This window comes from Streptomyces sp. NPDC086519 (genome assembly GCF_040686075.1).
GTDB classification, from domain to species: domain Bacteria; phylum Actinomycetota; class Actinomycetes; order Streptomycetales; family Streptomycetaceae; genus Streptomyces; species Streptomyces shenzhenensis.
Map to the genome: position 1 here is coordinate 1 of NZ_JBFBJL010000014.1, position 22,753 is coordinate 22,753.

18 protein-coding genes are annotated in these 22,753 nt (G+C 72.3%); 6 read left to right on the plus strand and 12 right to left on the minus strand.

All coding sequences use genetic code 11. From position 1 onward, the window contains the following. From AB0P24_RS15340 to AB0P24_RS15360, 5 genes are all read left to right on the plus strand, one after another. Window positions 1-786 (plus strand): LLM class flavin-dependent oxidoreductase (locus AB0P24_RS15340; protein WP_365794037.1); only part of this gene is annotated, 786 nt, incomplete at its 5' end. Then, on the plus strand, window positions 783-1,373 hold the full coding sequence (locus AB0P24_RS15345) for an FMN reductase (protein WP_365794039.1): 591 nt from the start codon (window positions 783-785) through the stop codon (window positions 1,371-1,373). The genes AB0P24_RS15340 and AB0P24_RS15345, both read left to right, overlap by 4 nt. 445 nt (window positions 1,374-1,818) lie before the next feature. Continuing rightward, the gene (locus tag AB0P24_RS15350; protein WP_365794041.1) at window positions 1,819-2,586 is read left to right on the plus strand and encodes a response regulator transcription factor; all 768 of its coding nucleotides are present in this window, start codon (window positions 1,819-1,821) and stop codon (window positions 2,584-2,586) included. Then, window positions 2,587-4,062, plus strand: a complete 1,476-nt coding sequence (locus AB0P24_RS15355; RefSeq protein ID WP_365794043.1) for a HAMP domain-containing sensor histidine kinase — start codon at window positions 2,587-2,589, stop codon at window positions 4,060-4,062. It abuts the gene before it with no gap. 356 nt (window positions 4,063-4,418) lie between these two features. Beyond that, window positions 4,419-5,705: an ArgE/DapE family deacylase gene (locus AB0P24_RS15360; protein WP_365794045.1), complete on the plus strand. Its 1,287-nt coding sequence runs from the start codon at window positions 4,419-4,421 to the stop codon at window positions 5,703-5,705. A gap of 50 nt (window positions 5,706-5,755) precedes the next feature. Here AB0P24_RS15360 and AB0P24_RS15365 read toward each other — a convergent pair whose 3' ends face one another. From AB0P24_RS15365 to AB0P24_RS15415, 11 genes are all read right to left on the minus strand, one after another. After that, entirely contained in the window at window positions 5,756-7,555 is a 1,800-nt protein-coding gene (locus AB0P24_RS15365; RefSeq protein WP_365794046.1) for a phosphatidylglycerol lysyltransferase domain-containing protein, read from the minus strand. 131 nt (window positions 7,556-7,686) lie between these two features. Further along, window positions 7,687-7,968 (minus strand): hypothetical protein, encoded by a 282-nt coding sequence (locus AB0P24_RS15370; protein ID WP_365794048.1) that lies wholly within the window; start codon window positions 7,966-7,968, stop codon window positions 7,687-7,689. 440 nt (window positions 7,969-8,408) lie between these two features. Then, complete coding sequence (pstB, locus tag AB0P24_RS15375) at window positions 8,409-9,230, minus strand: phosphate ABC transporter ATP-binding protein PstB (protein WP_365794325.1); 822 nt, start codon at window positions 9,228-9,230, stop codon at window positions 8,409-8,411. Window positions 9,231-9,297: 67 nt separating this feature from the next. Next, window positions 9,298-10,212 carry a sortase gene (locus AB0P24_RS15380; protein ID WP_365794050.1) on the minus strand — a complete coding sequence of 305 codons (915 nt, stop codon included), beginning with the start codon at window positions 10,210-10,212 and terminating at the stop codon, window positions 9,298-9,300. Between the two features lie 76 nt (window positions 10,213-10,288). Further along, the gene (locus AB0P24_RS15385; RefSeq protein ID WP_365794052.1) at window positions 10,289-12,283 is read right to left on the minus strand and encodes an Ig-like domain repeat protein; all 1,995 of its coding nucleotides are present in this window, start codon (window positions 12,281-12,283) and stop codon (window positions 10,289-10,291) included. 158 nt (window positions 12,284-12,441) lie between these two features. Further along, window positions 12,442-15,054 (minus strand): hypothetical protein, encoded by a 2,613-nt coding sequence (locus AB0P24_RS15390; RefSeq protein WP_365794054.1) that lies wholly within the window; start codon window positions 15,052-15,054, stop codon window positions 12,442-12,444. Beyond that, the gene (locus AB0P24_RS15395; RefSeq protein WP_365794056.1) at window positions 15,051-16,742 is read right to left on the minus strand and encodes a phosphate ABC transporter substrate-binding protein PstS; all 1,692 of its coding nucleotides are present in this window, start codon (window positions 16,740-16,742) and stop codon (window positions 15,051-15,053) included. The genes AB0P24_RS15390 and AB0P24_RS15395 overlap by 4 nt, the downstream gene beginning before the upstream one ends. Beyond that, window positions 16,742-18,244: a phosphate ABC transporter permease PstA gene (pstA, locus tag AB0P24_RS15400; protein ID WP_365794327.1), complete on the minus strand. Its 1,503-nt coding sequence runs from the start codon at window positions 18,242-18,244 to the stop codon at window positions 16,742-16,744. Before pstA ends, AB0P24_RS15395 begins: the two co-directional genes overlap by 1 nt. Before the next feature lie 2 nt (window positions 18,245-18,246). Further along, complete coding sequence (pstC, locus tag AB0P24_RS15405) at window positions 18,247-19,221, minus strand: phosphate ABC transporter permease subunit PstC (protein ID WP_365794058.1); 975 nt, start codon at window positions 19,219-19,221, stop codon at window positions 18,247-18,249. A 379-nt stretch (window positions 19,222-19,600) separates the two neighbouring features. Then, window positions 19,601-20,272 (minus strand): hypothetical protein, encoded by a 672-nt coding sequence (locus tag AB0P24_RS15410; RefSeq protein ID WP_365794060.1) that lies wholly within the window; start codon window positions 20,270-20,272, stop codon window positions 19,601-19,603. 177 nt (window positions 20,273-20,449) lie between these two features. Then, window positions 20,450-21,019 (minus strand): hypothetical protein, encoded by a 570-nt coding sequence (locus AB0P24_RS15415; RefSeq protein ID WP_365794062.1) that lies wholly within the window; start codon window positions 21,017-21,019, stop codon window positions 20,450-20,452. A gap of 149 nt (window positions 21,020-21,168) precedes the next feature. Between AB0P24_RS15415 and AB0P24_RS15420 the strand changes: the two genes are divergently transcribed. After that, the gene (locus AB0P24_RS15420) at window positions 21,169-22,170 is read left to right on the plus strand and encodes a cytochrome c oxidase assembly protein (protein WP_365794064.1); all 1,002 of its coding nucleotides are present in this window, start codon (window positions 21,169-21,171) and stop codon (window positions 22,168-22,170) included. 27 nt (window positions 22,171-22,197) lie between these two features. Here AB0P24_RS15420 and AB0P24_RS15425 read toward each other — a convergent pair whose 3' ends face one another. Next, window positions 22,198-22,620 (minus strand): TOBE domain-containing protein, encoded by a 423-nt coding sequence (locus AB0P24_RS15425; RefSeq protein ID WP_234533685.1) that lies wholly within the window; start codon window positions 22,618-22,620, stop codon window positions 22,198-22,200. Window positions 22,621-22,753: the final 133 nt, after the last annotated feature.

Below are 22,753 nucleotides of genomic sequence, written 5' to 3' on the forward strand. Positions count from 1 at the left end.
GAGGGCATCAACCTCGCCATCGAGAACTACGCCCTGCTGCGCCGGCTGTGGCGCGAGGACGTCGTCGACTGGGAGGGCAAGTTCCGCACGCCGCTGCAGGGCTTCACCTCCACCCCGCGGCCGATGGACGACGTGCCGCCGTTCGTCTGGCACGGCTCGATCCGCTCGCCCGAGATAGCCGAGCAGGCCGCCTACTACGGTGACGGCTTCTTCCACAACCACATCTTCTGGCCCGCCGACCACACCAAGCGGATGGTCGAGTTCTACCGGAAGCGGTTCGCGCACTACGGCCACGGCACGCCCGAGCAGGCGATCGTCGGCCTCGGCGGCCAGGTGTTCATGCGGAAGAACTCGCAGGACGCGGTGCGTGAGTTCCGGCCGTACTTCGACAACGCGCCGGTCTACGGCCACGGGCCCTCCCTGGAGGACTTCACCGAGCAGACCCCGCTGACGGTGGGCTCGCCGCAGCAGGTGATCGAGAAGACGCTGGCCTTCCGCGAGTACGCGGGCGACTACCAGCGTCAGCTGTTCCTGATGGACCACGCGGGGCTGCCGCTGAAGACGGTCCTGGAGCAGCTCGACATGCTCGGCGAGGAGGTCGTCCCGGTCCTGCGCAAGGAGTTCGCGAAGGGCCGTCCGGCGGACGTGCCGGAGGCGCCGACGCACGCGTCGCTGCTCGCCGCCGCCACTGCGGAGAAGGCTGCGGAGGCTGCGGAGAAGTCCGCGGAGGCTGCTGAGAAGGCTGCGGAGAAGAAGGCGGAGAAGAAGGAGGAGGCCGAGGTATGAAGCTCGTCGTCGTCTCGGCGGGGCTGAGCGTGCCGTCGTCCACGCGGCTGCTGGCGGACCGGCTGGCAGCGGCCGTGGGCCGGCAGGCCCGGGTCGAGCTTGAGGTGGTGGAGCTGCGCGACCTCGCGGTCGAGATCGCGCACAACTTCACGAACGGGTTCCCCGGGCGCAGGCTCGCGGCGGCCCTGGAAGCGGTGACCGAGGCGGACGGCCTGATCGTGGTCACGCCGGTGTTCACGGCCTCCTACAGCGGCCTGTTCAAGTCGTTCTTCGACGTGCTCGACAAGGACGCGCTGGCGGGCAAGCCGGTGCTGATCGCGGCGACCGGCGGTACGGCACGGCACTCGCTGGTGCTGGAGCACGCGCTGCGGCCGCTGTTCGCGTACCTGCGGGCGGTGGTCGTGCCGACAGCGGTGTACGCGGCGTCGGAGGACTGGGGTGCGGAGGGCCTGGAGAGCCGCGTCGAGCGGGCGGCGGGGGAGCTGGCCGCGCTGATGACGGGGCTGACCGCGGCCGGCCGCGACAAGCCGGAGGAGTTGCCGGTGGTCCCCTTCGCGGAGCAACTGGCGAGGCTGGGCGCGAGCTGAGGCGGGCCGGGGCCAAGGGGGCCGCGGGTGGGGACGCTTACCGGCGCCGGCAGGGTGCCGCCCGCGCCCACCCTCCCCCACGCTCGGCTTCGCTCGCGCGGGGGGACCCCCATCGCCCTGGGGGCACCTCCCAGGCCCTTAAGGCACTGGGGGAGGCACGACTGCCCGCGGCTGTATAAGACACGGCTGGGCAGCGCCCCGTCAGGGGCGCGGGGAACTGCGCACCCAGCCCACACCGGCCCGCACCCGACACTCATCCTCAACTCCCCACCCCCCACTCGCCCCCCCAAGATCCGGTACCTCGCCCCCCGGCCATCCCCGCCCCGTCGCCCATGATCCGGCCCCCCTCCCGGTTGCCTCTGTGACGGTGAGAGGCAGGTAAAAAGGGTGATCGTAGGCCCGCTCACCACGCCAGAACCGCCGGAGGCCTTGGCAGACTGGGGGCGTGCCCCAGACTGTGCTGCTCGCCGAAGACGACCGCGCCATCCGCCATGCCCTGGAGCGGGCCCTCACCCTGGAGGGTTATGAGGTGACGGCGGTCGCGGACGGTGTGGAAGCACTCGCGCACGCCCACCGCACCAGCCCCGACGTCCTCCTCCTCGACGTGATGATGCCCGGCATCGACGGCCTCCAGGTCTGCCGCGTCCTGCGTGCGGAAGGGGACCGCACCCCGATCCTCATGCTGACCGCGCTGGTGGAGACCGCCGACCGGATCGCGGGCCTGGACGCCGGCGCCGACGACTACGTCGTCAAGCCCTTCGACGTCGAGGAGGTCTTCGCCCGGCTGCGGGCGCTGCTGCGCCGTACCCTGCCCGTGACCACCGGCACCGGCCCGGGTACCGGCGGCGGCACCGGCACCGGCACCGGCGCCGCCACGGCGGCCGAGCCCGGCCGGGAGCCGCTGATCTCCGACCGGCAGGTCGAGGCGGCCGGTCTGCGGATGGACCTCCAGGCCCGCCGGGCCTGGCGCGGCAAGCGCGAGCTGGAGCTGACCCGCACCGAGTTCGAACTGCTGGAGCTGCTCGCGCGCAACGCCGGCATCGTCCTCGACCACTCCACGATCTACGACCGCATCTGGGGCTACGACTTCGGCCCCGGCTCCAAGAACCTCGCCGTCTACGTCGGCTACCTGCGCCGCAAGCTCGACGAGCCCGGCGCCCCGCAGCTGATCCACACCGTCCGGGGCGTGGGTTACGTGCTGCGGGAGGACTGAGTGGGCCTTCTCCAGCGGCTGGAGCGGCTCACCCGGGTCCTGGCCCGGCGCCGGCCGGGCCTGGTCTCCCTGCGCACCACCTTCGTCGTCTCCTTCGCGGCGGTCACGGCCGTCGTCACGATCGTCGTCGGCATCCTGTCGTACAACGCGGCCGCCCGGCTGGTCCGCGTCGACCAGCAGTCGGTGTTCACGCAGGTCGTCTCCGACGTCCAGGACGAGGTCAAGCAGCACCGGATGGTGCCGGAGGACTTCTCCTCCTCCCAGCCCGGCCATGATCTGGTCCGGCCCGCGCGCACCGACGTCCAGGTGCTCGGCGCGCGGGGCGAGATCGTCGACCACGGCACCCCGGTGCTGCCCGTCACCACGGCGGACCGGGCCGCCGCCACCGCCGCACAGGCCGGGAAGACGGTCCAGCACAAGGATGTCCAGGCCGGCGAGGACCTGTTCCGGATCGCCACGGTCGCGCTCGGCGGCGGCCGGGGCGCGGTGCAGGTGGCCCAGGAGTTCAGCGACACCGAGGACCTGCTGCAGGCGCTCCAGCAGCGGACGCTGCTGCTGATGGCGGCCGTGGTGGTGGCCGCCGGGCTGTTCGGCTGGTGGCTGGCGAGGCGCATCACCCGCCGGCTGGTGATCCTGACGTCGGCGGCGGAGGACGTGGCCCGCACCCGGCAACTCGGCATCCAGGTCCCGGTGACCGGACTGGACGAGGTGGGCCGGCTGGGCCGCGCCTTCGACCGGATGCTCGGCCGGCTCGCGCAGTCGGAGGAGGACCAGCGGCGTCTGGTCCAGGACGCGGGCCACGAGCTGCGCACCCCGCTGACCTCCCTGCGGACGAACATCTCCCTGCTCCGCCGGATCGACGAACTCCCGCCCGCGACCCGTGACGAACTCGTCGCCGACCTCGGCCAGGAGGCGCGCGAGCTGACCGACCTGGTCAACGAGCTGGTCGACCTCGCGGCCGGGCAGTCCGACAACGAGCCGCCGCAGCACGTGGACCTGGCCGACATCGCGGAGGACGTGGCCGGGCTGGCCCGGCGCCGTACGGGCCGCGAGATCGTCCTGCGCGTGGCCGGCGACACGACGACCGACGGCCGGCCCGGCATGCTCCAGCGGGCCATCTCCAACCTCGTCGAGAACGCGGCCAAGTTCGACCGGGACGGCAAGGCGCCCATCGAGATCAGCGTCACCGGCCCCGCCCGGCCGGGCACGGTCCGCGTCGAGGTCCTCGACCGCGGCCCCGGCATCGCGGAGGGCGACCTGATCCGTATTTTCGACCGCTTCTACCGCGCCGCCGACGCCCGCTCCCTGCCCGGCTCCGGCCTCGGCCTCTCCATCGTCCGCGAGGTCGCCATGGCCCACGGCGGCGCCCCCTTCGCCTTCCGCCGGGAGGGCGGCGGCGCGGTGATCGGGTTCACGGTGGGCGGCGGGCTCGTCGCCGGCGGCCCCCGCGGGGGACCTCGCGGTTTAGCCGCGTAATCGCGTGCCGGGTGCCGGGTGCCGGGTGCCGGGTGCCGGGTGCCGGGTGGCTGGGTGGCTGGGTGCCAGGTGATCGCGTGCTGCGTGATCGCGTGCTGCGTGATCGCGTGCTGCGTGATCGCGTGCTGCGTACCGAGTACCGCGTGCTGCGTGCTGCGTGCTGCGTGCTGCGTGCTGCGTGACTACGTGCTGCGTGCCGCGTGACTACGTGCTGCGTACCGCCTCCCGCGTGACCGTGCCTACCGCCTACCGCCTACCGCCCACCGCCCAGGCCGCACAGGCCCAGAGCCGGGTGGTGACGTATCCCCGGCGGTGGGGTGATGATCGGGGCACCGGGTGACTGCGGGGAGGAACTCATGCTGACCGATCAGGAGGCCGCGGCCCTCGGCTGCGTCGACGAGGCGGCCGTGGGCCGGATGCTGCTGGAGCTGATGGCGGTGCCGAGCATCACCGGCAGTGCCGCGGAGTCGGAGCTCCAGCACCTGCTGGCCGGTCGCCTGGAGCGGCTGGGACTGGACGTCGACCTGTGGTCCATGGACCTGCCGGCGCTGCTCGCCGACCCCGAGTTCCCGGGCATGGAGGTGGCGCGGGAGGAGGCATGGGGGCTGGTCGGACGGACGCCCGGGGACGGCGACGGGCCGACGCTGATCCTCCAGGGGCACGTGGACGTCGTACCGCCGGGGGACCCGGCCGCCTGGCCGGGCGATCCGTTCGTGCCGAGGGTGACCGGCGATGTCGTGCACGGGCGCGGGGCGTGTGACATGAAGGCGGGGCTGGTGGCGCACCTCGCCGCGCTGGCCGCGATCCGGGCGGCCGGGGTGCGGCTGCGGGGGCGGCTGGCCCTGCACTTCGTGGTGGGGGAGGAGGACGGCGGGCTGGGAGCGTTCGGCACCCTGCGCAGGGGGTACGACGGCGACGCCTGCGTGATCACCGAGCCGACGGCGGGGACGCTGATCACGGCGAACGCGGGGGCGCTGACCTTCCGGCTCACCGTGCCGGGGAAGGCGGCGCACGCCAGCTCGCGGGACGCCGGGGTGAGCGCGATCGACGGCTACCTCGCGATCCACCGGGCGCTGGCCGAGCTGGAGCGGGCCCGCAACCGCGACCCCGATCTCCTGATGGCCGAGTACCCGATCCCGTACGCCCTCTCGGTCGGCACCCTGCGCGCGGGCGACTGGGCGAGCAGTGTGCCGGACCTGCTGATCGCCGAGGGGCGGCTCGGGGTGCGGCTGGGCGAGGAACCGGCCGACGCGCGGGCCGAGGTGGAGCGGTGCGTGGCCGAGGTGTGCGCGGCCGACCCGTGGTTGCGGGAGCACCCGGCCACGGTGACCTGGCCGGGCGGGCAGTTCGCGAGCGGGCGGCTGAAGGAGGGGCATCCGCTGCGGGCGGTGGTGCGGGACGCCTGCACCGACGCCAACGGCTGGGCGTCCCGGCCCCGGGAGCGCGGGGCGCCCTACGGCAGCGACCTGCGGCTGTACACGGGGGCCGGGATCCCGACGCTCCAGTACGGGCCCGGGGACGTACGGGTGGCGCACAGCGCGGAGGAGCGGGTGTCGGTGGCGGAGGTGGTGGCGGTGGCCCGGACACTGGTGGTGACGGCACTGCGGACGGTCGGCGCGGAGCAGGCGGAGCCGGCGGGGTAGGCGGGAGCAGGCGGGAGCAGGCGGTGGCCGAGCGCCCGCCGCGGCCCCGGTCAGGTCCCCCAGGGAAGCGTGAGGAACCCCTCCGCCCGCGCGCTCGCCAGGCCGATGCGGGGAAGGTCGCTGGTCTTCGTGAAGAGGATGTAGCGGGGTTCCCACACCGGCCGGTACTTGGCGTTCGCGCGGTACAGGGACTCGATCTGCCACCAGCGGGAGAAGAAGGTGAGGGTGGTGTGCCACAGGCGCAGGACCGGGCCGGCGCCGAGGCGGGAACCGCGTTCGAAGACCGAGCGGAACATCGCGAAGTTCAGGGAGACCCGGTCGACCTTCAACTCGGCCGCGCGGAGAAGGAGTTCCACCACCATGAACTCCATCAGGCCGTTCTCGGAGTCGCGGTCGCGGCGCATCAGGTCCAGGGAGAGGCCGTGCTCGCCCCAGGGGACGAAGCTGAGGAGGGCGCGGGGGGTGTCGTTCGCGTCCCGGCACTCCAGCATCACGCAGCGGCCGTCCGCCGGATCGCCGAGGCGCCCGAGGGCCATGGAGAAGCCGCGTTCGGTGGCGCCGTCGCGCCAGTGGTCGGCCCGCTCCATGAGCATGGCCATCTCGTCGGCCGGGATGTCCTCGTGGCGGCGGATGCGGACCGTGTAGCCGGCCCGGCGCACGCGGTTGTGGGCCTGGCGGACGACGCGCATCGCGCGGCCTTCGAGGGTGAAGTCGGCGATGTCGACGATCGCCTCGTCGCCCAGTTCCAGGGCGTCCAGGCCGTGGCGGCCGTAGACGGTCCCGGCCTCCTCGCTCGCGCCCATGACGGCGGGCGTCCACGCGTGGCGCCGTGCCTCCGTCAGCCATGCGTCGATCGCGCCGGGCCACGCCTCCGGGTCGCCGATCGGGTCGCCGGAGGCGAGGCTGACACCGCCGACGACGCGGTAGGTGACCGCCGACTTGCCGGTGGGGGAGAAGATCGCCATCTTGTCCCGGCGCAGCGCGAAGTAGCCGAGGGAGTCGCGGGCGCCGTGCTTGTCCAGCAGGCCGCGCAGCCGGGACTCGTCCTCCGCGCTGAGCAGGCGGCGGCCGCGCGGGGAGCGGAAACCGGCGTAGAGGACGAGGCAGAAGGCGGCCGCGAGGAGGATGTTGATGATGATGTCGGTCCAGCGGGGCGCGTGGACCGCGGTGACGTGGTCGGCGAGCGGGCCGACGCTGATGCCCCGCAGGAGGGTGTAGGCGATCTCGTCGGGCAGGGTGGCGCCGGGCAGCTTGTTCGTGGCGTGCACGAGGAGGGTGCCCAGGCCGCCGGTGACCAGGACGCCGCCGGCCCCCACCGCCAGCGCCGTCTTCGGGTTCGACGGGTCGCCGACCGCGTTGAACTCCCGGCGGCTGATCAGCAGCGCGGCCACGAAGAGGCCGGTGACGGCGGCGGAGACCCAGTTGAAGGCGTGGGCGCGGTACTCGTGCTGGGTGAGGGCGAGGACGTAGAGGGCGAAGAGCGGGGCGGACAGGAGCAGGTTGACCACCCAGGCCGCGCGCTTGCGGCGGCGCATCACCAGGACGAAGAAGATGGCGAGGGCGGCCGAGACCAGGCCCGCCGTGGCCAGGTACGGGGTGAAGAACTGGCCGGAGTGGTGCGCGTGCTGCCGGTGCAGGTGCAGGGTGAGGCGGCCGTTGTTGTGCTCGTCGACCTCGTGGCGGAAGGGGAGCGACATCACCGCCACTATGTTCAGTACGGCGATCACGCGCAGGTACCAGACGGTGAAGTCGGCGGCCCGCCTGCGCAGCGCGTCGCCGGAGGCGCCGGCGGGGGCGCGGAATGCGGCGGACACGCGCCGTGGGATCAGGGTCGAGGGCTGTGCGGGCATGGGGACCGGTCACCTTGGGGACGGGGAGCGGATTGGCGGAGGGCTGACCCTACAGTCCGTAGGGTAGCGGGGGGAGACGGGGGAGTGATCCACCGTCGTACGGAATACGGTGTGAAAGGGTGTCCTGTCTCTTACGGACGTACGGGGGCCTGCGCCCGTTCCCGTTCCGCCCGCCGCCGGGCCGCCAGCATCCACGCCAGGTTACCGATCGCCGCCCCGGCCGCCACCACCGCGACGATCACCCCGCCGGTCGCCAGCCCGTCGCTGAACAGGTGCGGGCGCCGGTCGAGGCTGTGCAGCCCGAAGCCGGACAGTTCGTACACCCCCACCGCCGCGATCAGCAGACTCGCCACCAGCACCGCCACCGTGGGGGCGAGGCTGCGCCGCGCCTCCTGTGCGTCCGTGCCCTGCATGCGTACCCCCGTGAGCTGACGAACCGCCGTGGCCGATGGGGAACCTACAATACGTAGGGTCCGGAAAGCCTCAGGTCGCGCCTGTTCGCGTCAGCGGGCGCATCGGCGTGAACACGGGGGGCGCAGGGGCCGACGGAGGCGACAGGGGATTCGCCGCCGTGTTCGGCGCTCTCCGCCGTGGCCCGCACGGGTGACGACGGCGGCCACGGGTGCGGCGCTGCTGTGGCTGGTCGCGCCGTTCCCCGCGCCCCTTGCGGGGCGCTGTTCAGCCGCCGGTCGAGGAGCGCCCCAAAGGGGCGCGGGGAACTGCGCGACCAGCCCGACGCACCCGCAGCCGACGACGGCGTGCACCGTGATGACGGCATCGCACGGCACGGAACGGCACGGCACGGAACGGTCGTCACCGTGTCGCCGTGCCACGCCCACCCCCGTGGCCGGGCTCAGCCGAACCGGCCCGCCACGTAGTCCGCGGTGCGCTGGTCCTGCGGGGAGTTGAAGACGTCCTCCGTGGCGCCGTGCTCGACGATGCCGCCCGGGGTGCCCTGTTCGGCCAGGAAGAAGGCGCACTGCTGGGAGACGCGGTGGGCCTGCTGCATGTTGTGGGTGACGATGACGATCGTGACCTGGCCGGCCAGGTCCTGGATGGTCTCCTCGACCCGGCGGGTGGAGGTGGGGTCCAGGGCCGAGCACGGCTCGTCCATGAGCAGGACCCGGGGGCGGACCGCCAGGGCCCGCGCGATGCACAGGCGCTGCTGCTGGCCGCCGGACAGGGCGCCGCCGGGCTGGCGGAGCCGGTCACGGACCTCCTTCCAGAGGCCGGCGCGGGTCAGCGACTCCTCGACCAGTACGTCCTTCTCGCGGCGGCCCGCCTTCGTGCCGGTCAGCTTCAGGCCCGCCACCACGTTGTCGTAGATCGACATCGCCGGGAACGGGTTCGGCTTCTGGAAGACCATGCCGATCCTGCGGCGGGCGTCGGTCAGCCGCCAGGACGGGTCGTAGATGTCCTCGCCCTCGAAGAGCACCTCACCGCCGAACTGCGCCGAGGGGATCAGCTCGTGCATCCGGTTCAGGGTGCGCAGGAACGTCGACTTGCCGCAGCCGGACGGGCCGATCAGCGCGGTCACCTCGCCCGCGGGCATGGTCAGCGAGACCTGGCTGAGCACCTGGTGGGAGCCGAACCAGGCGGAGACGGCACGGGCTTCGAGCGTGGCGGGGGCGGGCCCGTCCACCACGACGGCGGGCAGTACGGCGGTGTCGGTCATCTGAACGGTCCCGGTCGTCTGAACTGTCTCGGTCATCTCGACTGTCTCGGTCATCTCAATCCCTCGGTCACAGCAGGTTCGGCAGCAGTTCGGTGGTCCGCGTCGCGACCTGGAGGCCGAGCACCGCGACGACCGGGGCGAAGACGATCCACGTCTGGTGGCGGCCCCAGCGGTGCCAGGTCCAGACGGCGGCCACGGCGCACAGGAGCAGCGCCTGAAGCCACATCACCAGCGGCCACGGCACCCCGGAGGGGCGGGCCAGCGGCTCCTCGGAGCTCGGCAGGGTGCCGGCCCGGATCACGGCCGACGGGGTCTGGAACGGCGCCGAGACCAGGTCGGCGTCGACGCGCAGGATCCCGGAGGGCATGTACGCGGGGCCGGTGGCGGTGATGAGGACCAGCCGGCTCTTGCCCGGGGCCAGCGCCGTCGGCGCCGGGTCGCCGGCCCGTCGTACGTCGATGACCTGGAACTTCGCCCTGCCCTGGCCGGTGGTCACGGTGAAGGTGTCACCGGTGGCGAGCCGGGAGAGCTTGCCGAACGGGCCGCCGTACGCCGCCGCCCGGCCCATCACCACGCTGGTGCCGGCCTGGCCGGGCATCGGGGTGTCCCGGCGGTGACCGGGGCCGTCCGTCATCACGGAGGAGTCGGTGCCCTCCAGGACGACCTGGCTCAGGCCCAGCTTCGGTACGTCGACGATCGCGACCGGCGTGCCGGGCGCCAGCAGCTTGCCGTCCTGCCCGGTCTGCGCCACCGGGGCGGTGCCGAGGGCGAGTTGCTCGCGCAGCTGGTCGAAGTCGGCGTGCTGGGCGGAGTGTTCCTGGGCGCCGCTGAACACCAGCAGCTGGGCGGTGATGCCGAGCAGCAGGGCGGCGAGACTGAGCAGTCCGCCCCGCGAGAGGTGGCGGACGAAGGTGAGGCTGCGGACGGGCCTGCGGGGCACGGCCGGAGCCAGAGCTCTGGATGTCGGTACGGCGACGGTCATGGCGGCCCGCCTCCTTCGAGGAATGAGTGAGGGCCGCCGGGAGCCGTGCGAGGCTCCCGGCGGGCCCGTCAGCCGGTCAGGTGGACTTGATGGTGAAGTTGGCGCCGGTCTTCGAGTTCACGGTCGAGGAACCGGCGTAGAAGGCGTGCAGGGTGTGCTTGCCCTTGGCCAGCTTCGGCAGGGTGATGGTGACCTTGCCGCTGCTCAGGGTGCCGGTCGCGATGACCTTGGTGCCCTCGTAGATGCGGACGGTGCCGGTCGGGGTGGTGCCGGTCGCGGTGACCTTGACGGTGACCTTGGCCTTGGCGGTGTGGCTCACCGAGGTCGGGGCGGAGGTGGCGACCGACGCCGTGGCCTTGGTGATCTTCAGGGAGACGGTCGTCGAGGACGCGTTGAGGCCGGCGCTGCCCGCGTAGGAGACCGACAGGGAGTGCGTGGCGACCTTGAGGTGGTTCGACAGGCCGATGGTGACCTTGCCGGACGCGTCCAGGGTGCCGGTGCCGAGGGTGGTGGAGCCCTCCTTCACCGTGACCTTGCCGGACGCCGTGACGCCGTGCGAGCCGGCGACGGTGACGGCGACCTTGGGGGTCTTGCCGTAGGCGGTGGTGGCGGCGGTGGCGGTCGTCTTGCTGGTGTACTTGACCGTGCTGGTCGAGGCGGCCTCGGCGCCGGTGCCGCTGAGGTTGTTGGCGGTGACCGTGGCGGTGTAGGTGCCGTTGGTCAGGCCGGTGAAGGAGTACGACGTGGCGGAGGCCGCGAGGTCCTTGGTGGCGACGACGGCGCCGTCCGCGGCCTTCAGCGTGACGCGGTAGTCGGTGACCGGCAGGGCCGGGACGATGCTGCTCGGGGTCCAGCTCAGCTTCAGGCTCGCGTCACCCACGGTGGTCTTCAGGGTGGGCGCGGCGGGCACGCTCGTGTCGATGCCCGACCCCTCCAGGCCGCCCTGCTTGGCGTGCTTGGCCAGGTTGATGGAGCCGTTGTAGGACTCGTTGACGAAGCCGAAGGAGGCGATGACCTTCTCGGCGTCGTCGGAGGCCAGGGCGGCGGTGTGGCTGCCGCTGGTGACGAAGATGTCGTACACGTCCTGGTCGAAGAAGATGCTGGTGGTGTCGACCTCACGGGTCGGGACGACGTTGTAGACGTCGCGGCCGAAGGTGGCGTTCTCGTAGTAGTCGGTGACGGGCTTGAGCTTGCCGTTGACCGTCGTCACCGGGCTGGTGCCGCCGATGTCGCCCGTGAACTGGATCGCGGCCAGGTGACCGCCGTTGGTCACGGAGGTCTTGGTGTAGTCGGGGGAGACGCCGTTGTTCTGGGCGATCCAGGAACCGACGGAGAACGGGACGACGGCGCCGTCCTCGGTGAGGGCGGCGTTGCCCTGGTTCTCTTGGACGACCTGGACGCTCGAGGTGAGCTCGTTGTCCTTCAGGCCGATCGCGTTGAGGAAGAAGTTGCGGGTGCCCGAGTTGGCCTGCGGGATCTTCGGGTGCACGGTCTGGCCGTTCACCGTGGTGAGGGTGCCGTTGTAGATGTCGTGCAGCTGCTGCACCGTCAGGGTGTCCAGCCCCGAGCCGCGCACCGCCACGCCGATGGCGTCCCGCGCCATGGGGATGAAGGTGAGCGCGGTGCCCGAGCCGGAGGGGGCGCCGGAGGAGCGGCCGAAGTCGACCTGGTTCGTGATGGCGACGCCGCTGGAGTCCGGCCAGGACTCGCCGGTCAGCGACTTGGTCAGGGCCTTGCGGCCGGCGCCGGAGCCGTTCGGGCGCGCGAAGGAGGGGCCGCCGGTGCGGGTGGTGATCTTCGACGTCGTGGAGCCGGTGCCGGGCTCGATCGCGTCGTAGGAGGCGATGCGGGCACCGGACGTCGCCTTCACGGCGGTGGTGGCGTAGCTGATGCCGTTGACGGTGTCGCCGGCGAGGGCGTTGAGGACGTCCTGAGTGGTGTCCGAGCCGACGCCGACCAGCTGGCGGAAGGCACCGGCGTCCGGGTCGGCGACCGCCGGGGTGGCGAGGGCGAGGCCGCCGGCCACCACGGCCGCGGCGACGAACGCCGCCGAAGAGCGCAGATTGCGCATCGAGAGTCTCCTGACGAGAGCTAGCTAGCTGGGTGTTGCCAGAGGATCTGGCAGGGTGGTGCAAGCCGTCCGCCCCGACTGCCTTTCGGGGCGGGCGGCCGTCTGCGGGAGCACCGGGTGGTGCTCCGGTCTGTGGGGAGCGCCGGGGCGCTCGGGGGTTACGGGAGCAGTCGCCGCAGTCGGCGCGACAGCTCCGGCAGTTCGGGTACGACGGTCACGCTCCGCCCGCCGGGCAGCGGGAGGCGCAGCGGCAGCCGCAGCCGGTTGCCGCCGGCGAAGGGCGCACCGGCCCCGGCGACCGCACCGAGCGCGGCCCCGACCGGGACGGCGTACCGCAGCGGGTTGGCCGGGTCGGCCGGGGTGTTGCCGGCCGCGGTGGTCTGTAGCGCCTTGCCGCCGTCGAACGACGCCGACGCGCTGGGCGAGGCGCTCGCGCCGGCGCCTCCGGCGCCCGTACCGGCGCCGCCGGTCGTGCCGCCGTCGACCCCGGTGGTGCCGGAGGGGCCGCCGCCCGAGGTGTCGGTGCCGCCGCCGTCGGCCGGCCCGCCGGAGCCGTCGGCGGTCGGCCCGGTGTAGTGCAGCAGCGCCTGGACCGCCTTGAGGGTCTGGGCACGGAGCTTCTCGGACAGCGGTGCGTAACCGGCCGGCAGGCGGCCCGGGTCGGCGCCGCTGACCTGCCCGGTGCCGGCCGCGTACTGCAGCAGGGCCGCGTAGTCCGTGCGGGCGGCGGACTTGATCTTGGCCGGCCGGACGGCCGCGTAGACCAGCTGGGCGAGCGGGTAGGCGTTCTTCGCCGTGGCGCCGGACGGGGTGATCTCGGCGACGTTCTTGCCGGCGGCGCTGTTCGCGGCGGCGGTCAGGGAGGCGGGGGCCGGCGCCACGAACGTGCCCGCGGCGTTGCGGAGACTGGCTGTCTGCAGGCCGTAGCGGGCCGCCGAAGCCGCGTCCGTGATCGTGATGACGAAGCGGGAACCGACCGTCTGCGGGCCGGTGCTCTTGAAGGCAGGCGGGCTGGCGAGCGCGTCCCAGCTCGACTTCCACAGGGTGTCGGCACGCCGGGTGTGCAGGGCGCCGGAGTGCATGTCCTCGACGTAGGGGTGGAAGTCGGTCATGCACTGCTTGAGCGTGGCGCCGGTGCCGGGCGGGATCGTGCACCACGGGTCGCTCTTCGGGTACTCGTCGAGGTTCGTCGGGTCGAAGGCGAGGCCCGTCGGGTTCAGGTCGGCGTTGGTGCTGTAGTACGGGTTGACCCGCATCCCGTCGTCGTCGGGGACGCCGGCGAGGAACTGCCGGGCATCCTTGTCCGAGATGATCCACTGCCACAGCGCGCGGGCGGTGTCCGTGTGGCCGAGGGCGGTCATCAGGTCGGTGTCGGTGGACGGCGTCTCGGAGACCGAGAGGTACGCGAACTCCGGGTTGAGCGCGATGAATTCGGGGTCGCTCGCCAGGCCCGCCGGGTTGTTCCTCGCCCAGCCGTAGCCCTTGGCGGCGGTGCCGCTGATCACGGCTCCCCAGGGCGAGCTGCGGTACGACTCGGTGAGCAGCTTGGCGACCAGGCGGGGGGTCAGCTTGATCGACTCGACCTTGGTGCCGGCGAGTTTGTCGATCGACTCCGGTGCGCCGGCCTTCGGTCTCCGCTCGATCGTGAAGCCGATCACGGCGCCGGAGAGCGCGACCGGCGCGTACGTCGTGGTGTCCGAGGGGGCGGCCGAGCTCGCGTCGGCCCCCAGCGCGCGGGTGGTGAAGGCGAGCCCGGAGGAGCCGTCGTTGCTGAGCCGGGACCGGGTGTCCGGCTCGCCGAGCTCGGTGTAGCTGTAGACCTTGCCGGACGAGCACAGCTGGGCCTGCCAGCTGGTCATCGCGTCGGCCACCAGCTCGCTGCCGGTGGTGGGACGTTCGTCGGCACCGAGGGCACAGTTGGTGCCGACGCTGTTGAAGTCCAGCTTGATCGCGACCCGGTTCGCCCAGTTGGTGGAGGAGACCGGGGAGCCCGCGTTGACCTGGCTCTTGTCCGCGTACGGCTTGCCGTCCAGGTCCAGGTGGCCCTGCGGGACGATCACCAGCCAGCACGAGCGGGGCCTGGTGACGCCGCCGGTGGTGACGGGCTCGCCGCAGCCGAGGTGGGGCGCCTCGTTGGCGGTCTGGACCTCGAAGTACTCCTGGCCCGTGCCGTTGGCGCTGGTGCGGGCGAAATCGATCTCGTTGCTGGTGTTGTAGTTGAAGAACTGGTTGTTCTGGGTGTTGGTGGTGACGGTGGTGCCGTCGACCGACTTGAAGGGGACCTCGCCCGGCGCGTTCGGGTTGGCCGCGCCGTACCGGTTGTCCTGGCCGTAGTTGGTGGGGTCGGCGCTGTAGAAGACCTGGCGGGTGTCGTCGTAGGCGTTGCCCGGCCAGCTGGAGCGGTCGGTGGTCGGGGAGCCGCCGTACTGGCACTGGGTGCGCGCCGGGCCCGGGTTGGACGGGACCGTGCCGTCGTCGTCGCCCCAGCACTGCATGATCTGCACGAAGTCCGTGTTGAACTGCGTGCCCGCGAACGTGGTCGGGGTGCCGCCGGTCCAGCTGACCGTGACGGCCTGGCTGGTGAGGTTCTTGGTCTGGGAGACCGTGAACTTCATGTCCTTGAACTCGCCGCGCCCGGAGACGGTCACGGCCGAGTCGGTGGCCGCGGCGGCCGTGGGAGCGGTCTGGGCGACCGCGAGTCCGGCCAGGGCGCCGACGGTGGCGCCGGCGAGCAGGCGGATCAGCGCGTTGCGTATCCGGGTGCGTCTCATCGCGAGCTCCCCTCGTCCGAGCCGGTGGTGCCGTTGCCGCCCGCCCTGCTGCCGACCAGGCGGGAGACCACCGACGGCAGCAGGAGCAGGCCGAAGACCAGGACCGCGGCCAGCAGCATCAGCGTCTGGGTGCCGGTCCAGCCGTGCGCGGTGGCCACGGCGACGGGCTGGGCGAGGGCGACGGTGCCGTCGGCGGCCGTACCGGTGCCGCCGGCGCTTGTGCCGGTGCCCGTTCCGCCGCCGGGGCTGATGGTCTGGCCGGTGTCGGGGTCGACGGAGGGCTGGGCGCTGCCGCCGGAGCCGCCGGCGCCGCCGGTCGAGGCGTCCGTGCCGCCGGTGCCGCCCGAGGCGCCGCCGGTGCCGGAGCCGCCGCCGCTGCCGCTGCCCGAGCCGGACTTGGCGCCGCCACTGCCGCCGGTGCAGGGCGCCGCGCCCTTCTTGTCACAGGCGGCCGGGTACGGCGCGGTCTGCGCGAGCTTGTTCTGGCCACTGGCGGTGAACGTCGGGTTGTTGCAGTTCTTGATGTTGATGTTCTGCGCCTGCACGCCCGGGATCCGGCGGATCTGGTCGAAGCCGGCCTGCACCAGGTTGATCGGCAGCGGCGAGTAGCCGAGCTTCGGCGCCTGCTGCTGGCCCTGGCACATGAAGTAGTACGAGAACGCGCCGAGCGTCTTGCCCTTGGCCTTGGTGAAGGTGCCCTGCACCTTCAGCGGCAGGATCATGTACGAGTAGCTGGACAGCGGGTAGTTGCGCCTGTCGCTGTCGTTGTAGACGCCGTCGAGCTGCTGGGTGAGGTAGTCCGCGGAGCTCTTGTTCGTGTTGATCCTCGCCTTGAGGAGGGAGACCGCCACGTTCTGCGGGGTGGGCTCGGTGTAGTAGCCCGCGTGGTTCAGGACCTTGGCGACCGGATAGTGCGCGTTCAGTGCGTACGAGTAGTTGACGTACCCGATCGCGCCCTCGCCGTAGTTCTGGGCGACGTAACCGGCGACGCCGAGGTCACCGGACTGGGCGATCATGCCGGAGACGGTCGGGTAGTACGACGTCTGCCCGCACGCTCCCGAGCGGCCGACCTTGGCGCAGTAGGCGTTCCACAGCGACCTGTGCTGGTTCGCCATCCACAGCGTGAACTGGGCGGTGGAGCCGGAGCCGTCGGAGCGGACGACGGGGACGATGGTGCGGTGGGGGAGTTGCAGCCCCGGGTTGTCGGCCTTGATGACCGGGTCGTCCCAGGTCTTGACGGCGCCGGTGAAGATCTTGGTGACCACGTCGCCGGAGAGACGGAGGTTGGTGACCCGCTTGCCGTTGACGGTGAGGTGGTACATGAACACCGTGCCGCCGGCGACGATCGGCATGTAGGCGTAGGAGCCGGACGCCGGGCGTTCGGCCGCGCTGCCGTCGGTGGGGTTCGTCTGGAACGGGATGTCGGAGACGGCGAAGTCGACGGTGCCGGAGAGGAACTGGCGGCGGCCGTCGGAGGAGCCGGTGCCGGCGTAGCTGATGCGCATGCCGTACTGGTTGACGGCCCGACGCCATTCGTCGACGGCGTTCTCGGCCCAGGTGGAGCCGGCGCCGGCGATGGGGGTGTACGAGTCGGCGACGGCCGGGGTGCCGGCGATGGTCCCGAGGATGCCCATCAGTGCGGCCAGGATGCCCAGCCGACGGAGGGCGTTGATGACAGGGCTGGACATCAGTGACTGTCTCCTGTTGCGAGGTCTTCGTTCCCACCCGCACCACCCGTGCGGGTTTCGTCGTCCGGTGCGGGTGGCCCCTGCGGGGCGGGATCGCCGTGGGCGGGTGCGGGTGCGGGTGCGTGGTACTCGGGGGACTGCTCGCCGCTGTCGGCCGCGGGTGCGTCGTGGCTGGGCGCGCCCGCTGATCGATGCAGCCCCGCGCCCTCGGGCTCGTTGCTCGCACCGGCGTTGTCACGGTCACCGGTCTCGAACAGCTCCAGCCCCGGTGTGTGCAGTTCGGCGAACCTCGTGGCGTCCCGGCGGGACGCCCTCGCTGCTCTTCTCGCCTGGCGCTTGTTCTGGTGGCCGGGACCGCGGCCGCCGATCACGCGGGCGATCACGAAGAGGACCAGGACCAGGGCCATCAGGACCGCCGCCGCGCCGAAGCCGCGGGCGATCATCGCGGGCTCGGGGGACTTGACGAAGTTGAAGACGGCCAGCGGGAGGGAGACCATCGGGCCGCTCGTCGGGTCGGCGTTGAGCGCCGCCGTGAAGCCCGCCGTGAGCAGGACCGGGGAGGTCTCGCCGATGCCGCGGGCGGTGCCGAGGATGACGGCGGTGGCGAGGCCGGAGCGGGCGGTGGGGAGGACCACGTGCCACACCGTCCGCCAGCGCGGCGCGCCGAGCGCCTCGGACGCCTCCGTGAGGGTGCCGGGGACCAGGCGCAGCACGACGTCCGCCGCGCGGATCACGATCGGCAGCATCATCACACTGATCGCGAAGCCGGCCGCCAGACCCGACTTCTGCATGCCGAGGTTGAGGATCCAGACGGCGTACACCATCAGGCCGGCCACGATGGACGGCAGCGCGGTCATCGCCTCGACGATCGTGCGGACGAACCGGGAGAAGCGGCCGGGTATCTGGTTGAGGTACACCGCGCAGGCCAGACCCAGCGGCACCGTGATCGCCAGCGCGATGGCGATCATGATGAGCGTGCCGAGCATGGCGTGTGCGATGCCGCCGTTGGTCAGCGGGTCGAGCGGGCCCGCCGCCTGCATGTCCTGGGTGAAGAAGTTGGCGTGCGGCAGGGCCTCCCGGCCGCGCCACGCGGTGAAGCCCAGGACCATGGTGAGCGCGGCGAACATCAGCCCGCCCGCGGACCACAGGACGACGGTCATCACCCGGTCCCGTACCGCCTGCCCGTTCTCCTCAAGTCCTGTCAACACCGCGTAGATGCCGAGGAAAGAGAGGTACGCGGTGACGAAGAACCCCAATGCCCCGGAGAACGGCGCGAGTTCGCCGAAGAGGAGGACGGCGACGCACAGCCCGGAGGCGGCGGCGCCGAACACCGACAGCACACCGGAGCGGGTGACCCCGCCGATCCGGCGCGGCACGTCGGGGAGCGCGGTGACCGCGGCGGTGTCCGCGGAAGTGCCCGCGGCGGCGTTCCCGGGGGCGCCCTGCGGCGCGTCCTGCGGGGCGCCCTGGGGAGCGCCCTTCTCAAGGTCCACGACGGTCATCGTCACGCCTCGCTCTGTGCGCCGGACCGTGACCGCGCCACGATCGAGGAGGCGGTGAAGTTGACCGCCAGGGTGAGCAGGAACAGCGCCAGGCCCGCCGCCATCAGCGCCGACATGCCGAAGGCGGAGGCATCGCCGTAGTGCAGGGCGATGAGGGAGGAGACGGAGTTCGAGCCGGTCTGAAGGATGTGCGGCTGGATGGTGAAGACCGGGGAGATGATCAGGTAGACCGCGATGGTCTCGCCGAGGGCCCGGCCCAGGCCCAGCATGGTGCCGCCGATGATCCCGCCCATGCCGTACGGCAGCACGACCGCGCGGATCATGCCCCAGCGGGTGGCGCCGAGCGCGTAGGCGCCCTCGCGTTCACCGGCCGGCGCCTGCGCGAACACCTCGCGCATCACCGAGCACTGGATCGGCGCGACCATCAGGGCCACGACGATGCCGGCGACGAAGGTGGAGGCGGTGTAGACGCTCTGGGAGGCGAGCGGTTCGCCCGGCTGGGTGCCGTCGACGTGCAGGAAGGGGATCCACCCGAACCAGTCCGACAGCCACCGGGACAGCCCGATCACGTGCTGCTGGAGGAAGAAGAGCCCCCACAGGCCGTAGACCACGGACGGCACGGCGGCCATCAGGTCGACCATGGAGACGAGCGTGCGGCGCAGCGGGCGGGGCGCGACGTCCGAGATGAACAGGGCGGTCCCGAGGGCCAGCGGCACGCTGATCGTGACGGCCACGGCGGCGATGAACAGCGTGCCGGTGAGCACGGCCGCGATGCCGAAGCGGTGCACGTCCGGCTGCCATTCGGCGGTGGTGAGGAAGCCCCAGATCCCTCTGGTGCGCAGGGCCTGCCCGGCCCGGAGCAGCAGGAACAGCCCTACGGCGGCCATGATGGCGAGGACGATGACGCCGGAGGCCGTCAACTGGACCCGGAAGATCCGGTCCCCGAGCCCCCGGGCGGGCGACGGCCGCCTGGGCACGGGTCTTTCGGATTCCGCTCCGGCGGAACCCTTGAGCGCGGACACCACTGTGCCCCCCTCTACGAAGCGATTCTCCCCACACGGCTCCGGATCGGGGTGCCGCGCCCCAGAGTCAATGGCCGGTTCCTTGCGCACCAGCGCGTTGAATGTGGAGAAGAGGTGAACTGTTCACGCCATTTCGGTGGGGGAGGTGTGGGTGCCTGTGTACTGGAGGGTCGGGCGGGACGCCTCCCGCGCGGCGCCCGCACCGCTCAGGAGGCGGCCGGGCGGGGGGAGTTCGGCAGGGCCGGGCGCGGTCGTGCGGGGCGGGGCGGTCATGCCGCCGCCCGGCCGGGTGAGCCGGCGACGTGGCCGGATGTGAACGGGTGGGGGACGGGGGTCAGCCGCGGTCGGCGCCGCCCGCGCGGTCCAGGGCGTTCTTGACGGCCTGCTCGTCCTGTCCCAGCAGTGCCTTCTCCAGGCTGTGGTCGTCGTGCCGGGAGAAGCGTTCGCCCTCGGCGACGTCCTCCTTGCTCAGCACGCGTCCGCACCACTCGCCCTGGTCCCCGGTCTGGTCGTCGAAGGGCACGGCTCCGCCCTCGCCGAGGACCGCCCAGCCGCCCTCGTGCCGGCGCAGGGCGAGCAGATAGGTGTGGCCGGCCTGGAGGCGGGGCGCGTCGGTGGCCATCTCGGCGACCCGGGTGCCGCTGGACCGGTAGACCTCCCAGCCGGGGGCGACCATGTCGAAGGCGGAGCCGAGGGCGTGCCGGGGCGAGGGGCGCGACCACAGCCTGCTGTCGGTGCGGAAGCCCACCAGCCGGTCCGTCGCGTACGCGACCGGCCCCTTGGCGTAGGTCCGCCGGTTCGTCTCCCGCTCCCCGGCCGGACTGGCGACGACGACGTGATCGGCGTACGACACCCAGTCCCTCGCGGTCTGCGACGGATACAGGTCCCCCGAGGTCCCGCACCCCGCCACCGACTCCAGCCCCGGCCTGCCGACCAGCACCCCGGCCACGACCCCGACGGCGGCCAGCAGCGCGGCGACCGGCCGTGCCGGCACGCGCCGAGGCATGGCGAATCGTTCCCCCATGATGACGAAGCCCCCTGTGTCTTCCCGTCTCCCCTGTGCGGCGGCGGAGGTGGTCGGCATCCGCGGGCCGCGTTGATCACTTTAAGCACGGCCGGACGAAGGTGAACAAGGTTCACCTCGGCCCGGCACGGAACTGTGACGCGGGGGCGGCCGGGCGGTTCAGCACCCCTCGGCGGCCGGGACGAACTCCAGCCGGGCGCGGTCGTCCGCGGTCCGGGCGGCGCCGTAGGCCGAGCTGCTGACCCGGTACCAGACGTCGTCCCGCCGCTTGTCGCCGTTCACGTCGTCCAGCTTCACGCACCACTTCTCGGTGCGCACGGTCTTCCGGTAGGTCTCGGTGCCGCTGCGGACCTTGGTGCAGGACCGGTACCGCTCGGTCGTGTACCAGGTACGGGTCGTACGTCTGCCGCGGGTGCTGCTGCTGGAGGTGTGCCGGACCCGGTGCGTGGTGGTGGAGCACTTCCGGACCAGGCGGGGCCGGGTGGCCCGGGTGGTCTTCGCGGTGACGTGCCGGACGGTGTCCTTCAGTCCGCGGACGGTGTCGTCCCGGGTGGAGGAGGCGCCACCGGAACTGTCGGTCCCGGTGCTCGTGTCGTCCTGTCCGTAGCTGACGCCGGTGTCGACACCGTCCCCTTCGCCGCCTCCGCCCCCTCCGCCCCCGGAGCACGCACCGAGCGTGCCGATCAGAATCGCGATGGTTCCGCTCACCAGGAGTCGCTTTCCGAACATGTATCCCCACCCTGAGAACCGTGCCGATGACCAGCCGGTCATCGTTCGACCACCGGTCGGTGATCCCGCCGATTGTGCACGGAACCCCGCCGCGGACGCCGGGCAGGCCGGGTATAGCGTCGCGCAGTGGACGAAGGAGGGTGAGCCCGATGGCCGAGCTGACCGTGGGCCGGCTGCTGACGTCGTGGCAGCTGGACGTGCCGGCGCTGCTGCTGGTCCTGGTCCTGGGCGGGCTGTACGGCTGGGGCGTGCGGCGCGTGCGCGGCGGGGGCGGGTCCTGGCCGGCGGGCCGGACCGCCGCCTTCGCGGTGCTGGGCCTGGGCGCGCTGGTCGTCGCGACGATGTCGTCGCTGGCCGTCTACGACCACGTGCTGTTCTGGCCCGCGGCCGTGCAGAACATCCTCCTCGACCTGGTGGCCCCGCTCGGCCTGGCCCTGGGCGACCCGCTGCGGCTGGCGGCGGAGGCGCTGCCTTGGGACGCGGCCGCGAGGGTCCGCCGCGCGATGACCGGCCGCCTGGTCCGCCTCCTGACCTTCCCCCTGGTCAGCACGGCGCTCGTCCTCGCCACCGAGCTGACGATCTACTTCACCCCGTACTTCGCCACCGCGCTGCGGGTGGGCTGGCTGCACGAGCTGATGTATCTGCACCTGCTGGCGGCGGGCTGCCTCTTCGTCGTACCGGTCCTGACCCGGGAGGAGACCCTGCCGGCCTGGTGCACCCATCCGGTGCGGGCGGCCCTGGTCTTCCTGGACGGCGTGATCGACGCGGTCCCCGGGGTCGTGGTGATGACCCACGGCACGCTGATCGCCGGCGCCTGGTATCTGCACCACCACCCGTCCTGGGCCCCCGACGTCCGGCAGGACCAGCAGATCGGCGGCGGCGCGATGCTGAGCATCGCCGAACTGGTCGCCCTGCCGTTCCTGCTGGCGATCCTGTTCCAGTGGGCGCGCGCGGAACGCGTCCAGGCGGCGGCCCTCGACCGTCACCTGGACGAACAGCTGGCCAGGGTCCCCGCCCCCGCCCAGGCTTCCCCGTCCGCCACGGCTCCCGGCCCCGCCTCCGCCCCCTCCGCCGAGCGGGTCCGCCCCTGGTGGGAGACGGAGGAGAACGAGGTGGCCGCGAGGATCCGCCGCCAGCACGGCGAGAGGTGACCGGGGCATCCGCACGCGGCCACCAGGTCACGCGGTCGCGAGGGACACCTCGGTCGCCTTGATCAGCGCCACGACCGGCGCCCCGGCCGTCAGGCCGAGGTCGCCGACCGCGTCCCTGGTGATCGCCGCGGTGAGGTCCTGACCTCCGTCCACGGCCACCTTGACCGTGGCCATCGCACCGCCGGTGGCCACGTCGCTGACCGTGCCGGGCAACTGGTTGCGGATGGACACGCCCGGCAGGCGGCCGGTGGCGAGCGCGACCTCGGTGGACTTCACCATCGCCCGTACGGCCGAACCCTCGGCGAGCCCCAGCTCCCGGACCGCCTCCAGGGTGATCGCGGCGGTGAGTTCCTGGCCGCCGTCGAGCCGGACCCTCACGGTCGCCATCACCTCGCCCGGCGTGACGGCGGTGACGGTGCCGGGGATCTGGTTGCGGATGCTCAGGCTCATGACGGGCCGCCTCAGGGAGAGGGAAAGGGTGGTTTTGCGGAGTTTGTGACGACTCCGGTTCTCAAGTTAGCGGCTCCGGCGCCGGATCGGCTCACCGGCTGAACTCCGTTGCCGGTGACGACCGGGGCTGACT

What these genes read in the sequence shown, in the direction of transcription:
- AB0P24_RS15345 (WP_365794039.1), top strand. Translation starts at nt 783, where the DNA reads ATGAAGCTCGTCGTCGTCTCGGCGGGGCTGAGCGTGCCGTCGTCCACG.
- AB0P24_RS15360 (WP_365794045.1), top strand. Translation starts at nt 4,419, where the DNA reads ATGCTGACCGATCAGGAGGCCGCGGCCCTCGGCTGCGTCGACGAGGCG.
- AB0P24_RS15365 (WP_365794046.1), bottom strand. Translation starts at nt 7,555, where the DNA reads ATGCCCGCACAGCCCTCGACCCTGATCCCACGGCGCGTGTCCGCCGCA.
- AB0P24_RS15370 (WP_365794048.1), bottom strand. Translation starts at nt 7,968, where the DNA reads ATGCAGGGCACGGACGCACAGGAGGCGCGGCGCAGCCTCGCCCCCACG.
- pstB (WP_365794325.1), bottom strand. Translation starts at nt 9,230, where the DNA reads ATGACCGACACCGCCGTACTGCCCGCCGTCGTGGTGGACGGGCCCGCC.
- AB0P24_RS15380 (WP_365794050.1), bottom strand. Translation starts at nt 10,212, where the DNA reads ATGACCGTCGCCGTACCGACATCCAGAGCTCTGGCTCCGGCCGTGCCC.
- AB0P24_RS15385 (WP_365794052.1), bottom strand. Translation starts at nt 12,283, where the DNA reads ATGCGCAATCTGCGCTCTTCGGCGGCGTTCGTCGCCGCGGCCGTGGTG.
- AB0P24_RS15390 (WP_365794054.1), bottom strand. Translation starts at nt 15,054, where the DNA reads ATGAGACGCACCCGGATACGCAACGCGCTGATCCGCCTGCTCGCCGGC.
- AB0P24_RS15395 (WP_365794056.1), bottom strand. Translation starts at nt 16,742, where the DNA reads ATGTCCAGCCCTGTCATCAACGCCCTCCGTCGGCTGGGCATCCTGGCC.
- pstA (WP_365794327.1), bottom strand. Translation starts at nt 18,244, where the DNA reads ATGACCGTCGTGGACCTTGAGAAGGGCGCTCCCCAGGGCGCCCCGCAG.
- AB0P24_RS15410 (WP_365794060.1), bottom strand. Translation starts at nt 20,272, where the DNA reads ATGCCTCGGCGCGTGCCGGCACGGCCGGTCGCCGCGCTGCTGGCCGCC.
- AB0P24_RS15415 (WP_365794062.1), bottom strand. Translation starts at nt 21,019, where the DNA reads ATGTTCGGAAAGCGACTCCTGGTGAGCGGAACCATCGCGATTCTGATC.
- AB0P24_RS15420 (WP_365794064.1), top strand. Translation starts at nt 21,169, where the DNA reads ATGGCCGAGCTGACCGTGGGCCGGCTGCTGACGTCGTGGCAGCTGGAC.
- AB0P24_RS15425 (WP_234533685.1), bottom strand. Translation starts at nt 22,620, where the DNA reads ATGAGCCTGAGCATCCGCAACCAGATCCCCGGCACCGTCACCGCCGTC.